The organism is Acetobacter sp. ESL1128 (genome assembly GCF_058505085.1).
The window spans coordinates 189,065-203,876 of the sequence record NZ_CP196369.1; the positions used below are offsets into that span (position 1 = coordinate 189,065).

Genomic DNA, 14,812 nt, shown 5'->3' on the forward strand with positions numbered 1-14,812 from the left:
CGGGGGGTATGGCGGTCATGGTGTGTGGTCTGGCCGGGCGCGCAGCAGGTGGTGCACATAGTCGGCCACGCCGTTGGCCACATTGTCCAGTGCTACGGTGCACCCGGTGGCGCGCAGGGCGCGCATGTCCGCCTGTGTGTAGCACTGGTAGCGGCCACGCAATGTGTCGGGGAAGGGGACATACTCCAGTAGGCCGGTGCGCACCATTTCGGCCCGGTCCAGCGGGGGCAGGCTGCGCGCGGCGCGCACGGTGTTCACGACTGTTGTGGCAACATCATTAAACGGCTGTGCCTTGCCTGTGCCCAGGTTGAACACGCCGCTATGCCCGGGGTTGTCAAAGAACCAGAGCTTGGTGGCCACCAGATCCTTGACCGCAATAAAATCGCGCATCTGCTCGCCCGGCTGGTACGGCCCGTATTCCCCAAACAGGCGGACGCGCCCTTCGGCCATGAACTGGTTGAAATTGTGGAACGCCACGGAGGCCATGCCGCCCTTGTGCTGCTCGCGCGGGCCATACACGTTAAAGTAACGGAAACCCGCAACCTGCGTGCTCAGTCCGGGCAGGGCGCGCCTGACCACCTGATCAAACAGCAGTTTGGAATAGCCATAGACGTTGAGCGGCTTTTCGTTGGCGGGGGCTTCGGTAAAGGTGGTGGACGCGCCATAGGTGGCCGCACTGGAGGCGTAGAGCAGGCGGGTGCCCGTGTTCTGGCAGTAGGCCAGCAGTTTTTTGCTGGGCTCATAATTGCTGGCCATCACGTAGCGGCCATTGCGCTCGGTGGTGGAGGAGCAGGCCCCTTCATGAAAAATCGTGTCTATTGGTCCGTAATGGCCTGCACTCAGGGCGTCGTAGAACGTGTCCTTGTCCACGTAGTCGCTGATCGCAAGGTCGGCCAGATTAAGCGCCTTGTCGCCGTTGGTCAGGTTGTCCACGGCAATAATGTCGGTCAGCCCGCGCTGGTTGAGGGCATGGATGATGTTGCTGCCAATAAACCCGGCACCCCCGGTGACAATAAGACGTCTGGCCATATCAGCACGGCACCATGTGCTCGGGGGGAGGAACGGTTACGGTCATAGGCGCCAGCTCTGTGTTCTGTGTCTTTGCACGGTGGTTCAAAACAGCGGACGCGCCCATGGTGCTTCCAGCCTGAGCCGATACTAATTGCACAGGCATGAACAGGCAAATACAACCCCGCCCCCCCACCCGCGGCGGGTGCGCCGGGGTGTGCTTGGGGGGTGCTCAGTCGCTGCCGAACAGGTCGCGGGTGAACACGCGGTCCTTTACATCAGCCAGTTCGGGGTGGTGGCGGTTGCTGACAATAATGGACGATACAGCCTTGAACTCATCCAGATTGCGCAGCACGCGCGAGCCAAAGAACTGTTCTTCCGCCATGGCAGGCTCATAGACCACAATCTCGATCCCCTTGGCCTTGAGCCGCTTCATGATCCCCTGAATGGAGCTTTGCCGGAAGTTATCGGATGCCGTTTTCATGGCCAGCCGGTAAATGCCGACCACCTTGGGCTGCATGGCCAGAATCTGGTCGGCCAGAAAATCCTTGCGGGTGCGGTTGGCGTCCACAATGGCGCGGATCAGGTTCTGGGGGACCTGCATGTAGTTGGCCAGAAGCTGTTTGGTGTCTTTGGGCAGGCAGTAGCCGCCATAGCCAAAGGAGGGGTTGTTGTAATGCTGGCCTATGCGCGGGTCGAGGCAGACACCCTCTATAATCTGGCGGGTGTCCAGCCTACGGGCCAGTGCGTAGCTGTCCAGTTCGTTAAAAAAGGCCACGCGCATGGCAAGGTAGGTGTTGGCAAACAGCTTTATGGCCTCGGCCTCTGTGGCTTCGGTAAACAGCAGGGGCACGTCTTTTTTGATCGCCCCTTCAAGCATAAGGGCGGCAAAGCGTTCGGCCCGGGCGCTGCGTTCCCCCACAATAATGCGCGACGGGTGGAGGTTGTCATACAGTGCGCGGCCTTCGCGCAGGAACTCGGGGGAAAAAATGACCTGCTCGGTGTTCAGCTCCGCGCGGATCTGGTCCACAAACCCGACCGGGATGGTGGATTTGATAACAATGGTCGCCTCGGGGTTGAGCGCGCTGACACGGGCAATCACATCCGTTACGGAGGATGTGTCAAAGTAGTTTTCCTGCGCATCATAATTGGTCGGGGTGGCTATGATGACAAAGCTGGCATCTTGGCTGGCTGCGGTCAGGTCTGTTGTGGCACTCAGGCTGAGTGGCCTGTTGTGCAGGTAGTCCTCGATCTCGGTATCAATAATGGGGGAGACCCGGTTATTCACCTTGTGGACCCGCCCGGCATCCACATCCACGGCCATTACGTCATGGTGCTGGGCCAGCAGAATGGCGTTGGACAGGCCAACATACCCAAGACCGACAACTGCAATTTTCATGGTGTTCTTTCCCCCACACCCTGCGTGATCGGGGCGTATTGTCCCGGTGCGTCAAGGCGTTGCAATACATGAGCCGCCAGAATCCGTCACGCTGTTTTGCAGGGCGTTGTGCCGCGGCCGGGGGCTTAAAAGGCCCGGCCTAATGGGCCTGTGCGCGCAGGCGGAATGTTGGCGGGCGCGGGGGTATGGCGGTTTTTTTGGAAATAACCAGATACTCATGCGGGTAACGGCCCAGTTTGATGGCGCGCATATGGGCCTTAAGGGCCAGCAGGGTTTCAAACGAGTGGGGGTGGTACTCGGCTATTGTGTCTTCACGCCCGACAACCAGAGTGGAATCCGCAAAGGCAATCAGCAGGCAGTGCTGGGTGTTTTGCAAGAACAGGTGGTCTTTCCCCTGGGCAAAATATCCGCTCAGGCGTTCGCGGGTTTTGGAAAACAGGTAATAGGCGGGCTTGTAAAAGGTTCTGCCCCCTTTTTCCTCCGCGGTCATGACCAGAAATGAGTGGCTTTTTGCGGGTGGGGGAACCAGCACATGGCTGGTGGCAAGGCCACGCAGGCCATATTCCAGCCGGGATACCAGAATATCCACAAGCTCATAAACAAATCGGAAAATGTTGTAGCGGTATGTCATGGCGGAATCATATTCGGGGCTGGAATGATCAGGCACTCCTTATATCCCTAACAGGAGGTGCTGCGCACGGTGTTGTTTTGCATGCTTGTGGGGCGGTCAGGGCTGGGCAGGCATGCTGTATGGGTGGTGGCCGCCCACATAGCCTTTGAGGCACACATAAAACGTGAATATTTTCTGAAATTCGGCAGATTCCGTGGCGTAGGCCCCCGCTCCGCTCTGGCGGGGTGCGGGACATGGCCCCTATATTCAACGCCCGTTCCGGTGCAGCGCGGCAACCGGGCCGGACAGAAAACAGCCCGCTGCGGCAGTGGCGCTGGTGTGAACAGATGAGGAATGCAAGGCTTATGGTACTGAGGCGCTTTTTTGCACACGGCAAGACAAAAACCAGCCTGCCCGCACAGGGGCAACGCCAGAGGAACGGTCGGGTTTGTCTGTCCTTGCTCATGCTCTGTAGCGCATTGACCGGCCTTGCAGCAGGGAGGGGCGCACAGGCGGCGGCAACATCCTCTGTTGTGGCGCGAGCCCCCAGCCCCTTCCACCCTGACCAGACAGACAGGGCTTTTCTGGCGGATCTGGAGCATCGGACCTTCCTGTGGTTCTGGGATTCGGCAGACCCCGCAACCGGGCTGGTGCCCGACCGCTACCCATCGGACCAGACCCAGTCCAGCGTTGCGTCCATTGGCTTTGCGCTGACCGCCTACGGCATTGGTGCGGACCGGGGTTACATTAACCGCCAGCAGGCCGTGGACCGGACCCTGACAACCCTGCGCTACCTGTGGAAGCTCCCCCAGAACGACAGCGCGGACAAAGCCGCAGGCTTCCATGGCTTTTTCTACCACTTCCTCAAGCGTGAGAACGGGCTGCGCCTTAACCCGGATATTGAACTGTCGAGCATAGACACGGCCCTGCTCATGCAGGGGGTCCTGTTTACGACCAGTTACTACACGCATGATTCCGCCGCCGAGGCCGAAATACGCGACCTGGCCGCCAAGCTGTTCAACCGCGTGGACTGGCGCTGGATGCTGCGCCCGGATAACCGGCTGAGCATGGGCTGGTCGCCCGAGCGTGGCTTTTTATCCAATTACTGGGAAGGGTATAATGAGGGCATGATGCTGTATGTGATGGGCCTTGGCTCCACCACGCATCCGCTCGACCCGACATCATGGCAGGCATGGATTTCCACCAACAAGAGCCGTTGGGGCGAATCCTATGGCCAGACCTTCCTCAACTTCGCCCCCCTGTTCGGCCACCAGTACACCCATGCATGGATCGACTTCCGGGGTATCAAGGATGACTGGAGCCGTTCGGCCGGGATTGATTATTTTGAAAACAGCCGCCGCGCCGTGTACGCCCAGCAGGGCTACGCGACCCAAAACCCCGGAAAATGGCAGGATTACGGGCCAAATATCTGGGGCCTGACAGCAAGTGACGGCCCGGCAGAAACCACAAAGGTGGAAAACGGCCAGCAGCGCAAGTTCATGGCCTATACTGCCCGTGGCGTCGGGCGTGACTACACGCTTGATGATGGCACGCTGGCCCCAACAGCGGCGGGTGGCTCCGTGGCGTTTGCGCCAGAACTGGCCATTCCCGCCCTGCGCACCATGCGCGACAAATACGGTGACCGCATCTACAGCACTTACGGCTTTGTAGATGCCTTCAACCCCAGCTACCATGATGGCAAACAGGCCTACTGGGCGGATGATACCTATATTGGCATCGACCAGGGGCCCATTCTGCTCATGGTGGAAAACTGGCGGGATGGCATGGTGTGGAACACCATGAAGGATAACCCCATTATCTGCCGTGGCCTGCTGCGCGCGGGCTTTAGAGGGGGCTGGCTGACCACCCGCCACGGGATTGTGGACCATGATGATGCCGTGCGGCTCAAGCAGCAGCAGGCACAGACCAAGGCAGGTTAGGTCAGGGCAAGGCCCGCGGCCGGGAAAGTAAAAACAGAGTTCTTTCCCGGCCTATCGGTTAGTATTTTTCGGCCTGTATGGGCGCGCTAAGGGGCTCGCGATGATTTTTTTCGTCATCCGTGTCATGGCTCAGGCGGTATAGCCTGTACACGTCGGGGTCATCCTTATCGAGTTTGTGCATTTTGATCCGGATGCTCTCGCCGTACACATCATCTGCGGAGGTGGAGAGATCCACAATCGTGCCGATCAGAGTACCGGCCACCATATTGCCAAAAATCCAGCCTGCGTTGTGGCTTTCATCCACACCGGTAACGGGGGCATAACCGGGCTTCTGGCACCGGATGATCAGGTTGTTGTGGCTCTTGGCAACCGTAAATTCGCCCGGCGTATGGAATGTGCTGATCGGTTTGCCCGCTCTGGTTACGTCGCAGACAGCCCCCGGAGGGTCAGAGTTGATGGAGATGGTCTGCTTGGGAGGTTCCAGAATTGTTGCACAGCCTGATAATGCCATCAGACCCAGTAAAAAGAGTTTCTGCTGAGATTTTTGCATATTCCGGAAACCTAGAAATTATTTTCAAAATCAATACAAAATAATTTGTTACCGGACTATAGCGCGCCCCAGCATAGATGAACAGCATACTCTGGCCTGAGTCCTGCTGTTCATTCTCTGCTTTGGGGGAATCTGTTGTGTTTTATCCTTGGTAAGATGCAATTTCGATCAGGTTTTCATCCGGATCGTGGCAGTAAACCGAGGTAATGGGGCCAATGGCGCCAAGGCGGGCGACGGGGCCATCCACAATGGTAATGCCGCAGTTCTTCAGGTGCTCTACCACGTCATCACTGGTAATGGCGGTAATAAAGCACAGGTCATTACCACCGGGCAGGGCATGGGTTGCCGTGTCCCAGCCGGTGGCATCGTGCGGGCGGAGGTTAAGCTTCTGCCCGCCAAAGCGCAGGGCGGTGCGGTTGTTGCGCCCGTATTCTTCCCGCTCCATGCCAAGCACACGCTGGTACCATGATGCGGAAATTTCGACATCGCGCACGGTCAGGACAACATGATCCAGACGATCGACTGTAAAGCGCATGAAAACCACACAGCTCCTCTTCTGTCTGCCCCGCCATGGTGTGGCGGCGGGGCAGCCCCGGTGGGGGGTTACAGTTCAGCGTAGAAGTCGTTGCCTTTATCATCAATAACAATAAAGGCGGGAAAATCCTCTACCTCGATCTTCCACACTGCTTCCATGCCCAGTTCGGGGTATTCCAGCACCTCCACCTTGCGGATGCAGTCCTTGGCCAGCCGGGCGGCGGGGCCACCAACGGAGCCGAGGTAGAAGCCGCCGTATTGCTGGCATGCATCCCGCACGGCCTTGGAGCGGTTGCCCTTGGCAAGCATAACGTAGGAACCGCCATTGGCCTGCAATTCGGCTACGTACGAATCCATGCGCCCGGCCGTTGTGGGGCCAAAGGAGCCTGTGGGCATGCCAGCGGGCGTTTTGGCCGGGCCTGCGTAGTAAACGGGGTGGTCTTTCAGATACTGGGGCAGGCCCTCGCCGCGCTGGAGCCGCTCACGGAACTTGGCATGCGCAATATCACGCGCAACAACCACGGTGCCGGTCAGGGCCAGCCGGGTCTTGACCGGGTATTGCGAGAGGGTCTTGCGGATTTCATCCATCGGGCGGTTGAGGTCAATGCGCACGGCTTCGCCCTCAAGGTGTTCGTCCGTGGTTTCGGGCAGGAAGCGCGCGGGGTCGTGTTCAAGCTGTTCCAGAAAGAACCCTTCCGCCGTGACCCGCGCCTTGATCTGCCGGTCGGCGGAGCAGGACACACCAATCCCCACGGGGAGCGAAGCCCCATGCCGGGGCAGGCGCACCACGCGCACATCGTGGCAGAAATACTTGCCGCCAAACTGCGCGCCAATACCCAGCTTGCGGGTAAGCTCAAGCACCTTCTGCTCCATCTCCAGATCACGGAAGGCGTGGCCGGTCATGTCGCCTTTGGTGGGCAGGGCGTCATACCAGTGGGTGGAGGCCAGTTTTACGGTCTTGAGCGTCTGCTCGGCGGACATGCCGCCAATAACAATGGCAAGGTGGTAAGGCGGGCAGGCGGAGGTGCCCAGCGTGCGCACCTTTGTATCCAGCCAGTCCAGCAACTGCTGCTCGGACCCCAGCAGGGCGCGCGTTTCCTGGAACAGGAAGGTCTTGTTGGCCGAGCCGCCACCCTTGGCCACAAACATCAGGTCCATCTGCTCGTCATGCACGCCGGCGGGGCTGGCGAAGATGTCGCATTGCACGGGCAGGTTGGTGCCTGTGTTCTTTTCCTCGAACATGGTGAGCGGGGCCATCTGCGAATAGCGCAGGTTGGTGCGGGTATAGGTTTCGTACACACCGCGGGAAAAGGCGATTTCCTCGTTCCCTTCCACCCAGACGCGCTGGCCTTTTTTACCAAATACAATGGCGGTCCCGGTGTCCTGGCACATGGGCAGGATGCCCCCTGCGGCAATGCAGGCGTTCTTGAGCAGGTCAAGCGCTACAAAGCGGTCATTGTCCGAGGCTTCGGGGTCTTTGAGGATATTGGCCAGTTTCTGCAGGTGCGAAGGGCGCAGGAAATGCGCAACCTCATGGAAGGCGCGGGCTGTCAGCTCGGTCAGCGCCTCGGGGGTAACGTGCAGAACGGTTTTGCCACCGCAATGCGATGTGCTGACACCACCTGCAATATCCACCTTGCGGTATTCTGTTGTGTCCTCCCCCAGAGGGAACAGGGGGGAATAGGCAAACTCTGGCAGTGGGGGGCGGGGGGGCTGGCTGGTCATGGTCGTGTCTCTACTCTCTCCGTCGGCCTGACCCCCGCGCACCGGGGGCTCAGGCTGGTGATGGTCCCTTGCGGCGGAAGGCGTCAAGGCTGACAACCTGAGAAGAGGAGTCGCCCTGTGCTTCCGCACTCTCTCCGGCATCGGCCGGCGTGTGGTCTGTGGGTGCGGGCTCCTCATCCTCCACCGGCTCAAAATGCAGGTTGAAGTGGATGGAGGGGTCTGCAAACCCGGTAATCGCCCGGACGGGAATGACCAGAATGGACCCAACACCCCCAAAGGACAGACCAACGGACACAATACCGGCATCGCGGTCCACGTTGAGGTCCCAGAACTGGTGTTGGAGCACAATGGTCATCTCGTGCGGGTACTGGGCACGGAGCCGGTCGGGAATTTGCACGCCAGACAGGTCCGTGCGGAAACTCAGATAGAAATGGTGCTCGCCTGCAAGCCCTTCGCGGCTCACATGTTCGAGTGCTTTGAGCATGACGTCCCTGTAGGCTTCCTCCAACCACTGGTCGTAGGGCAGCAGGCTGGGGGGGAGGGTACCGTCATTTCCCGGGGTATTGTTGTGGTCATCAGCCATGCTTGGTCTCCTTGCTTCAGCCGTCTGGGGGCGGCTGGCCATACGTATCACTCTAGCGTCAGCCATGCGCGAAAGGTTCGGCCAGTGCAAGCGCCAAGGCCTGCCTGCGGCCATGCCGCAGGGCAGGGGCCGGGCGGGCCGCCACAGCACATACGGGCCATGCCTCAGGGCGTGGCGGAATATAATAGGGGAAAAATGGCATGAAGTGGGAGGGCTTCTGTTGCCCGGTGCCCTCCCGAACCGCGCTTATTGCTTATGCAGCAACAGCGAGCACCTCAGTGTTATCATTGGCACTTGTAAAATTAGCCCGATAACGGTGGTACAATACCGGGCAAAAAAGATGTCTTTACTGCGCGTGTCGAGCCTGTTTCGTCCCCATCTGTCCGGGTCTTGCGATCCGGATTTATGGTGGAGACGCCGGGTACCGCCCCCGGGTCCACTACGCCTATGCCACATCCCGTTTATTGCCATAGCCGCAAGAAATCTTCCGGCACCCCACACATAGGAACTTGGCTTCCAAAATGCAAGCGCCTGCTGGTCTTTCTGCCTTCCCCGTGTGGGGGTATGCCTGCTACAACCGCGCGCATACACGCGGGCCTACCGTGTGCGCTGTCTGTTTTTTTCTAGCATGGTGGAGATCCTGCGCATGTCACTGACCGAAGCACAACGTGCCGAAATTGCGGCCCACGGGCAGGAAACATTCTCCACCCGCCGCCCGACCGTGGCAGCACTTGAAGCCATGCTGTACGCCCCGCAGGAAGTGCTCGACCACGGCTTTTTGCGCGTGATCGACTATATGGGCGATGATGCAGCCATTGTGCAGGCGGCCCGTGTTTCCTACGGCCGGGGCACGCGCAAGGTATCGGAAGATGCCGGGCTGATCCGCTACCTGATGCGGCACCGCCATTCCTCCCCGTTTGAAATGTGCGAGATCAAGTTCCACGTCAAACTGCCAATTTTTGTGGCGCGGCAGTGGATTCGCCACCGTATGGCGAGCGTGAACGAGTATTCGGCCCGCTACTCCATTCTGGATAGCGAGTTCTATCTGCCCGACCCCGCCCACATGGCTGCCCAGAGCGAAGTCAACCGTCAGGGCCGGGGCGAGATTCTGGCCCCAGAAGCCGCCGCCGAGGTGCTGGACATCCTGCGTGAAGACGCCATGCGCACCTACCGCGACTACGAGCGCATGCTGGACGGGGAAAACGGTTACGGCCTTGCGCGTGAGCTGGGGCGCATCAACCTGACGCTGAACACCTACACGCAGTGGTACTGGAAGATTGACCTGCATAACCTCATGCACTTTCTCGCCCTGCGCATTGACCCCCACGCACAGTACGAAATTCGCGTGTATGCCGAAGCCATGCTGAAAATCCTGCACGCATGGGTGCCCACCACCGCCGCCGCGTTTGAGGAATACCGGCGCGGGGCGGTGACATTCTCGGCCTCCATGATGGCGGTTGTCCGCCGCATGCTGGCGGGCGAGGTTGTGGAGCAGGCTGGCTCGGGCCTGAGCCGCCGTGAGTGGGATGAAATGATGGCCACCCTGCAAACCCCCACCCCCTGAGCTGGCGCGGGGCGCATTGCAGCCCAACCTGTTTTTATGCGAGCGCCGTGGGGCCTGTCCCTCCGGCGCTCATTTTTTATCAAGACATCTGCATTAAATCTGGGCGGACTTGACGCCTGTCCTGTCAAACGCCGCAGCAGCGGGCCATAAACAGGGCAGCGCTCGGGTTTGTATTGCCGTGCGCCATGTTTGCCTGCCATGCTCGCCCTACCCGCAAGCCCGGTTCCGGGGGACGGCAAGACCGTAGGATTTCTGGGGAATTATAAGGAGCATTCATGTCTTGTCCCAACCGGCGTTCTGCCCGCCTTGCCCTGTCCGCCTTTGCCTGTGCGCTCACATTGATGGCAGCGGGCCTGCCAGCCCGGGCCGATACGGCGCGCGAACAGCAGACCAAAGCCTGCAAGGGCGATGCCCTGCGCCTGTGCGCCTTTGCCATTCCCAATGAAAAAAGAATTACAGCTTGCATGGAGCGCAAAAAAGACAAGCTCAGCCCCGCCTGCCGTGCGTATTTTAAGGACACACCAGCCCCGCAGGCCAAGGCTAAAACGCCCCAGCCCAAGCGCTAGGCTATACCGGCTCCGGTATTGGGCCTGACTTGGCCCCATATCTGGGCTGCTATGGAGCGGCTGTTAAGTGGGCAGGATGCCTTGCAGGCAGGGAGCGTCCGGCCCGCAAGGTTGCAGGGGGTGGTTTTAGGCCTGCATGGTCTGTATGGCCGTGGCCACGGTGTGGGCAATGGCGCGCCATGCCTTGCCGCCTTCGCTCTGGGGTGCGCCAATAACCAGCGGTACGCCACTATCCGCGCTGGAGCGGATGTCTGCCAGCAGCGGCACTTCTCCCAGAAAGGGAACCCCCATGGCTTCGGCCTCACGCCGTGCGCCGCCATGGCCAAACAGCTCTGTATTATGCCCGCAGTTGGGGCAGCAGAAGTAGGACATGTTCTCCACCAGCCCCAGCACCGGCACCTTGACCTTTTCAAACATGGTCACGCCCCGGCGGGCGTCGATCAGGGCGATGTCCTGCGGGGTGGAGACAATAACAGCCCCGCTCAGCGGCACTTTCTGGGTGAGCGAGAGATGGGCATCCCCCGTGCCAGGCGGCAGGTCCACCACCATGACATCCAGATCGCCCCAGTCCACATCGGTCAGCAGCTGGTTGATTGCGCCCATAACCATGGGGCCACGCCAGATCATGGCGGCTTTTTCGTCCACCAGCATGCCAAGGGAAACGGCACGGATACCCCATGCCTGAACGGGTTGCAGGCGGCCTTCCACAACCTCTGGCTTGCCCGTTGTGCCCAGCATGCGGTGCAGGGAAGGGCCATGAATATCGGCATCCAGCAGGCCGGTTTTCAGCCCTTCCATGCCCAGCCCTACGGCAAGGTTGACTGCGGTGGTGGACTTGCCCACCCCACCCTTGCCCGAGGCCACGGCAATAATGGTTTTAACACCGGGCAGCACGGGGGCATCGGGCGCTGCGGGTGTGCCCCCAAGCGGGCGGTGCCCACCGGCAGCCGGTTGGGCCGCGGCGGGTGCGCTGCGCTGTGGGCGGGTGTTTGGCTCCGGCGCACCTGCGGGGCGGTGCGCGGTCAGGATAAGGGTGGCGCTGGTGATGTTGGGCAGGGTTTGCAGCTTTTGGGCGGCTTCATCACACAGGCCGGACAGCTCGGGGGCCTGCTCGCGCGGGACGGCCAGCGTCAGGGTCAGGCGGCCGGTATCATCCACCATGCAGCTTTCCAGTCGCCCGGCGCTGGCAAGGGAAAGCCCGGTCTGTGGCGTTCTGATGGTCCTGAGAAGGTCCATCAGTGTGTCAGAAGAAAAAGGAGCAGTCTGCGCCAAGGGTCTTGTCCTGTGCCGTGGGGGTTACAACACCGTACTTGGGGGAAGATACGGCAAAGAGGGGCGCGCCGTTGGGGGCGGCCATGGGTTATAACGCCTTTTTTCTGGCACATACAGGGTGGTATGGGTAGAGGAACAGCCGGGGAATAACCAACGGGCGAGGCAGGGCCGTGCCGAAAGGGTAAGATGCAGGCACACACGGACAAGGCAGGCACGGTACAGGCAACACCCGCCACGGGTGCGCCTGCGCAGGAGCCGGGTGGCACAGCTGCCCCCACGGTATCAGTGGCAACCCCCACGCGCAGCCGCCGCGACCACAGGATTGACGCCCTGCGGGGTGCCGCCCTGCTGATGATGTTCATAGACCATATTCCCCAGAACCTGCTTAACCGCTTTACCATGCGCAACGTAGGCTTTGCCGATGCGGCGGAGGTGTTTGTGCTGCTGGCGGGCTATGCATCGTGGCTGGCCTATGGGCGGGGCTTTACCAAATACGGTGTGCTGCCCACCCTGCAACGCCTGTTCAAACGCTGTGTGCAGCTCTACATCGGCCAGACCATTATGGTCATGGCGTATGTGTTTACGGTTCGGGGCTGGCGGCATTTTACCCCTGTCTCGGTCGATTATCTGGAGCCGGAGCTGGCCCACGGTCTGGGCTGGGTCTGGCGGGTGATGATGTTTGACGCCCTGCCCAGCAACCTCAACATCATGCCGCTCTACCTTGTGCTGCTGGGCGGGTTCCCCATTTTTTACCTGCTGATGCGGATCCACCGTTCGTTGGCCCTGCTGCTTTCGGGGGCCTTGTGGATGCTGGTGAACATGGACCCGGGGCTGAATTTTCCCAACTGGCTGGACCCCGATGGCTGGTACTTCAACCCGCTGGCGTGGCAGTTCCTGTTTGCACTCGGGCTGACGGCCTCCGCCCAGACCCAGCAGCGCGGCCGAGACTTCAAACGGGTGCCAGCCCTTGTGGCGCTGTGCTGGGTGTACCTGCTGTTTTCGGCCATTCAGGCATTTCCGTGGGCCCTGTGGGGTCTGCCGGACCTGCGCCCGTTTGGCGATACGCTGGCCCCGGCCAAAAGCTGGCTCTCGCCTTTGCGGCTGCTGGATGTGATGGCCATTTTCTACCTTGTCCAGTCCTCCGAGCCTGCGCGCCGGTGGGCGGCCGAATCGTGGGTAGGGCAGGAACTGGCCCGTGTTGGCCGCAGTTCGCTGGAGGTATTTGTGGTCGGCACCATACTGGACCTGTATGCGCGGCTTATCTTCAGTACGTTTGGGGAGGGATGGGCCCTGCAGGTTGCGGTAAACGTTGTGGGGCTGGCTATTCTGATCAGCCTTGCCTCATGGCTGGACCGGCGGCGCACACGGGCGCGGGCTGGCCGGCCGGTGGCTCCGGCTGCACCCGTTGCGGCCCCCGGCGCGACACAGGGGTAGGCTATGCTTGCCGTTTTGGCACGCCATGAATAACCTTACCCCCCAGTCTTCGAGAATTGTCCTGTCCCGGCAGAAAGTTGTGTTGTCCATGCGTGTGTCCGTCCGTCTGTTCTGCTCTGTTTCCCTCTCCACCCTGCTGGTGGCGGGCCTTGGGGTGTGTGCCCCGCTGCATGCGGCGGAGGCTCCGGTGCCTGCAGTTGTGGCCGCCGGTGGCCGCGCGCCAGACAGCTTTGCCGACCTTGCAGCCCGGCTGCTGCCTGCCGTGGTCAATGTGTCCACCACCCAGACCGTGCGTGAAGCGGATGCGGAGGAGGATGACGAGGACGACCAGCTCCCCCAGATGCCCAACTTCCCGCAGGGTTCCCCGTTCGAGAAGTTTTTCCATGACTTCATGAACCGGCAGACAGACCCCAACGCCCCGCCAAGGCGGATGCAGGCGCTGGGTTCGGGCTTTATCATCGACCCGACCGGCTACATCGTGACCAATAACCACGTGATCCGCAAAGCAGACCGCATAACGGTAACCTTGCAGGACAACACGGTGCTCAGCGCCCATGCCGTTGGGCATGATGACCGCACGGACCTTGCCCTGCTTAAGGTGGACAGCAAAAAGCCGCTGCCGTTTGTCAGCTTCGGGGATAGCGAACACCGCCGGGTGGGGGACTGGGTTCTGGCCATTGGCAACCCGTTTGGCCTGTCCGGCACGGTTACGGCGGGCATTATCTCCTCACGCGGGCGCAATATTGACCAAGGCCCGTATGATGACTTCATCCAGACCGATGCGCCCATCAACAAAGGCAATTCCGGTGGCCCGCTGTTTGATATGGATGGCAACGTCATTGGGGTGAACACCGCCATTTACTCCCCCTCCGGCGGGTCGGTCGGGATTGGCTTTTCCATTCCCTCCAACGAGGCACGCGGCGTGGTGGAGCAGCTGCGCAAGACCGGCAGGGTCTCGCGCGGCTGGCTTGGTGTGCGTATCCAGAACGTCACGCAGGACATAGCTGACGGGCTGGGCCTGAGCACACCCACCGGCGCGCTGGTGGCCGGGGTGGAAAAAGGTGGCCCGGCCGACAAGGCGGGGCTTAAAACGGGCGATGTGATCCAGAGCCTGAACGGTCAGCCGATTGAGGGCAAGGCCCTGCCGCGCCTGTCCGCCCAGTTGCCGGTGGGCACGCAGGCCAAGCTGGGTCTGTGGCGGCATGGCAAGGTGATGGATGTGCCCGTAACCATAGGTGCCCTGCCCGAAACCCCGGAGGAAGCCCCGGCCAAGCCCGTAGCTGCTCCTAAATCCGCGGCCTCTGTCAGCTTTGCGGATTTTGGCTTTACCGTTGGCCCGCTCGATGCGGCCGGGCGGCAGAAGTATAACCTGCCTGCCAGCCTTAAAGGTGTGCTGGTCAGCAGTGTCAAACCCGATGGCACGGCGGCGGACCGGGGCCTGAAGGAAGGGGATGTGATTACCGAGGTCCAGCAGGCCGAGGTGGGAACGCCCGCGGCCCTCAAACAGCGGATCGAGGCCGCGCGCAAAGCCAAAAAGCGCTCGGTCCTGCTTCTGGTGCATGATGCGGATGGCCTGCGCTGGATTCCCTTCCCCCTGAGCGCGGAGGACGCGCCCTGATTGCACTTT

The 14,812-nt window shown here is 60.7% G+C and carries 14 protein-coding genes and 1 other RNA gene; 5 read left to right on the forward strand and 10 right to left on the reverse strand.

Annotated features, from left to right (window positions below; translation table 11 throughout):
- Positions 1–15: 15 nt before the first annotated feature.
- The 3 genes from rfaD to ACSYTG_RS00900 all read right to left on the reverse strand — a co-directional run bounded on the left by rfaD (position 16) and on the right by ACSYTG_RS00900 (position 3,074).
- Entirely contained in the window at positions 16–1,029 is a 1,014-nt protein-coding gene (gene rfaD / locus ACSYTG_RS00890; RefSeq protein ID WP_489783547.1) for an ADP-glyceromanno-heptose 6-epimerase, read from the reverse strand.
- Between the two features lie 211 nt (positions 1,030–1,240).
- Positions 1,241–2,407 (reverse strand): nucleotide sugar dehydrogenase, encoded by a 1,167-nt coding sequence (locus ACSYTG_RS00895; protein WP_489783549.1) that lies wholly within the window; start codon positions 2,405–2,407, stop codon positions 1,241–1,243.
- A gap of 139 nt (positions 2,408–2,546) precedes the next feature.
- Positions 2,547–3,074 carry a hypothetical protein gene (locus ACSYTG_RS00900; protein ID WP_086646138.1) on the reverse strand — a complete coding sequence of 176 codons (528 nt, stop codon included), beginning with the start codon at positions 3,072–3,074 and terminating at the stop codon, positions 2,547–2,549.
- Positions 3,075–3,382: 308 nt separating this feature from the next.
- On the opposite strand from ACSYTG_RS00900, the gene ACSYTG_RS00905 reads away from it, so the two are divergent.
- Positions 3,383–4,957 (forward strand): glucoamylase family protein, encoded by a 1,575-nt coding sequence (locus ACSYTG_RS00905; RefSeq protein WP_489783551.1) that lies wholly within the window; start codon positions 3,383–3,385, stop codon positions 4,955–4,957.
- Positions 4,958–5,015: 58 nt separating this feature from the next.
- Here the strand turns inward: ACSYTG_RS00905 and ACSYTG_RS00910 are convergent, their stop codons facing one another.
- The 6 genes from ACSYTG_RS00910 to ssrA all read right to left on the reverse strand — a co-directional run bounded on the left by ACSYTG_RS00910 (position 5,016) and on the right by ssrA (position 8,880).
- Positions 5,016–5,468 carry a hypothetical protein gene (locus ACSYTG_RS00910; RefSeq protein ID WP_253528478.1) on the reverse strand — a complete coding sequence of 151 codons (453 nt, stop codon included), beginning with the start codon at positions 5,466–5,468 and terminating at the stop codon, positions 5,016–5,018.
- A gap of 181 nt (positions 5,469–5,649) precedes the next feature.
- On the reverse strand, positions 5,650–6,042 hold the full coding sequence (locus ACSYTG_RS00915) for a VOC family protein (RefSeq protein WP_086646135.1): 393 nt from the start codon (positions 6,040–6,042) through the stop codon (positions 5,650–5,652).
- A 68-nt stretch (positions 6,043–6,110) separates the two neighbouring features.
- Positions 6,111–7,766, reverse strand: a complete 1,656-nt coding sequence (locus tag ACSYTG_RS00920; protein WP_086646134.1) for a fumarate hydratase — start codon at positions 7,764–7,766, stop codon at positions 6,111–6,113.
- Positions 7,767–7,815: 49 nt separating this feature from the next.
- On the reverse strand, positions 7,816–8,349 hold the full coding sequence (locus tag ACSYTG_RS00925) for an SspB family protein (protein ID WP_086646185.1): 534 nt from the start codon (positions 8,347–8,349) through the stop codon (positions 7,816–7,818).
- Between the two features lie 58 nt (positions 8,350–8,407).
- Positions 8,408–8,551 carry a hypothetical protein gene (locus ACSYTG_RS00930; protein WP_158093036.1) on the reverse strand — a complete coding sequence of 48 codons (144 nt, stop codon included), beginning with the start codon at positions 8,549–8,551 and terminating at the stop codon, positions 8,408–8,410.
- Between the two features lie 2 nt (positions 8,552–8,553).
- Positions 8,554–8,880, reverse strand: a transfer-messenger RNA (tmRNA) gene (gene ssrA / locus ACSYTG_RS00935).
- A gap of 115 nt (positions 8,881–8,995) precedes the next feature.
- Between ssrA and thyX the strand changes: the two genes are divergently transcribed.
- On the forward strand, positions 8,996–9,913 hold the full coding sequence (gene thyX / locus ACSYTG_RS00940) for an FAD-dependent thymidylate synthase (protein ID WP_086646184.1): 918 nt from the start codon (positions 8,996–8,998) through the stop codon (positions 9,911–9,913).
- 341 nt (positions 9,914–10,254) lie between these two features.
- Positions 10,255–10,479, forward strand: coding sequence for a hypothetical protein (locus ACSYTG_RS00945; protein ID WP_143296460.1), 225 nt, complete (start codon positions 10,255–10,257; stop codon positions 10,477–10,479).
- Between the two features lie 126 nt (positions 10,480–10,605).
- Here the strand turns inward: ACSYTG_RS00945 and ACSYTG_RS00950 are convergent, their stop codons facing one another.
- The gene (locus ACSYTG_RS00950) at positions 10,606–11,751 is read right to left on the reverse strand and encodes an Mrp/NBP35 family ATP-binding protein (protein WP_489783555.1); all 1,146 of its coding nucleotides are present in this window, start codon (positions 11,749–11,751) and stop codon (positions 10,606–10,608) included.
- 186 nt (positions 11,752–11,937) lie between these two features.
- Here ACSYTG_RS00950 and ACSYTG_RS00955 point away from each other — a divergent pair, with 186 nt between their 5' ends.
- Positions 11,938–13,185, forward strand: coding sequence for an OpgC family protein (locus ACSYTG_RS00955; protein ID WP_415437315.1), 1,248 nt, complete (start codon positions 11,938–11,940; stop codon positions 13,183–13,185).
- 88 nt (positions 13,186–13,273) lie between these two features.
- Positions 13,274–14,803, forward strand: coding sequence for a DegQ family serine endoprotease (locus ACSYTG_RS00960; protein ID WP_095349717.1), 1,530 nt, complete (start codon positions 13,274–13,276; stop codon positions 14,801–14,803).
- Positions 14,804–14,812: the final 9 nt, after the last annotated feature.

What these genes read in the sequence shown, in the direction of transcription:
- rfaD (WP_489783547.1), bottom strand. Translation starts at nt 1,029, where the DNA reads ATGGCCAGACGTCTTATTGTCACCGGGGGTGCCGGGTTTATTGGCAGC.
- ACSYTG_RS00895 (WP_489783549.1), bottom strand. Translation starts at nt 2,407, where the DNA reads ATGAAAATTGCAGTTGTCGGTCTTGGGTATGTTGGCCTGTCCAACGCC.
- ACSYTG_RS00905 (WP_489783551.1), top strand. Translation starts at nt 3,383, where the DNA reads ATGGTACTGAGGCGCTTTTTTGCACACGGCAAGACAAAAACCAGCCTG.
- ACSYTG_RS00910 (WP_253528478.1), bottom strand. Translation starts at nt 5,468, where the DNA reads ATGGCATTATCAGGCTGTGCAACAATTCTGGAACCTCCCAAGCAGACC.
- ACSYTG_RS00915 (WP_086646135.1), bottom strand. Translation starts at nt 6,042, where the DNA reads ATGCGCTTTACAGTCGATCGTCTGGATCATGTTGTCCTGACCGTGCGC.
- ACSYTG_RS00920 (WP_086646134.1), bottom strand. Translation starts at nt 7,766, where the DNA reads ATGACCAGCCAGCCCCCCCGCCCCCCACTGCCAGAGTTTGCCTATTCC.
- ACSYTG_RS00925 (WP_086646185.1), bottom strand. Translation starts at nt 8,349, where the DNA reads ATGGCTGATGACCACAACAATACCCCGGGAAATGACGGTACCCTCCCC.
- ACSYTG_RS00930 (WP_158093036.1), bottom strand. Translation starts at nt 8,551, where the DNA reads ATGCCATTTTTCCCCTATTATATTCCGCCACGCCCTGAGGCATGGCCC.
- thyX (WP_086646184.1), top strand. Translation starts at nt 8,996, where the DNA reads ATGTCACTGACCGAAGCACAACGTGCCGAAATTGCGGCCCACGGGCAG.
- ACSYTG_RS00945 (WP_143296460.1), top strand. Translation starts at nt 10,255, where the DNA reads ATGGCAGCGGGCCTGCCAGCCCGGGCCGATACGGCGCGCGAACAGCAG.
- ACSYTG_RS00955 (WP_415437315.1), top strand. Translation starts at nt 11,938, where the DNA reads ATGCAGGCACACACGGACAAGGCAGGCACGGTACAGGCAACACCCGCC.
- ACSYTG_RS00960 (WP_095349717.1), top strand. Translation starts at nt 13,274, where the DNA reads ATGCGTGTGTCCGTCCGTCTGTTCTGCTCTGTTTCCCTCTCCACCCTG.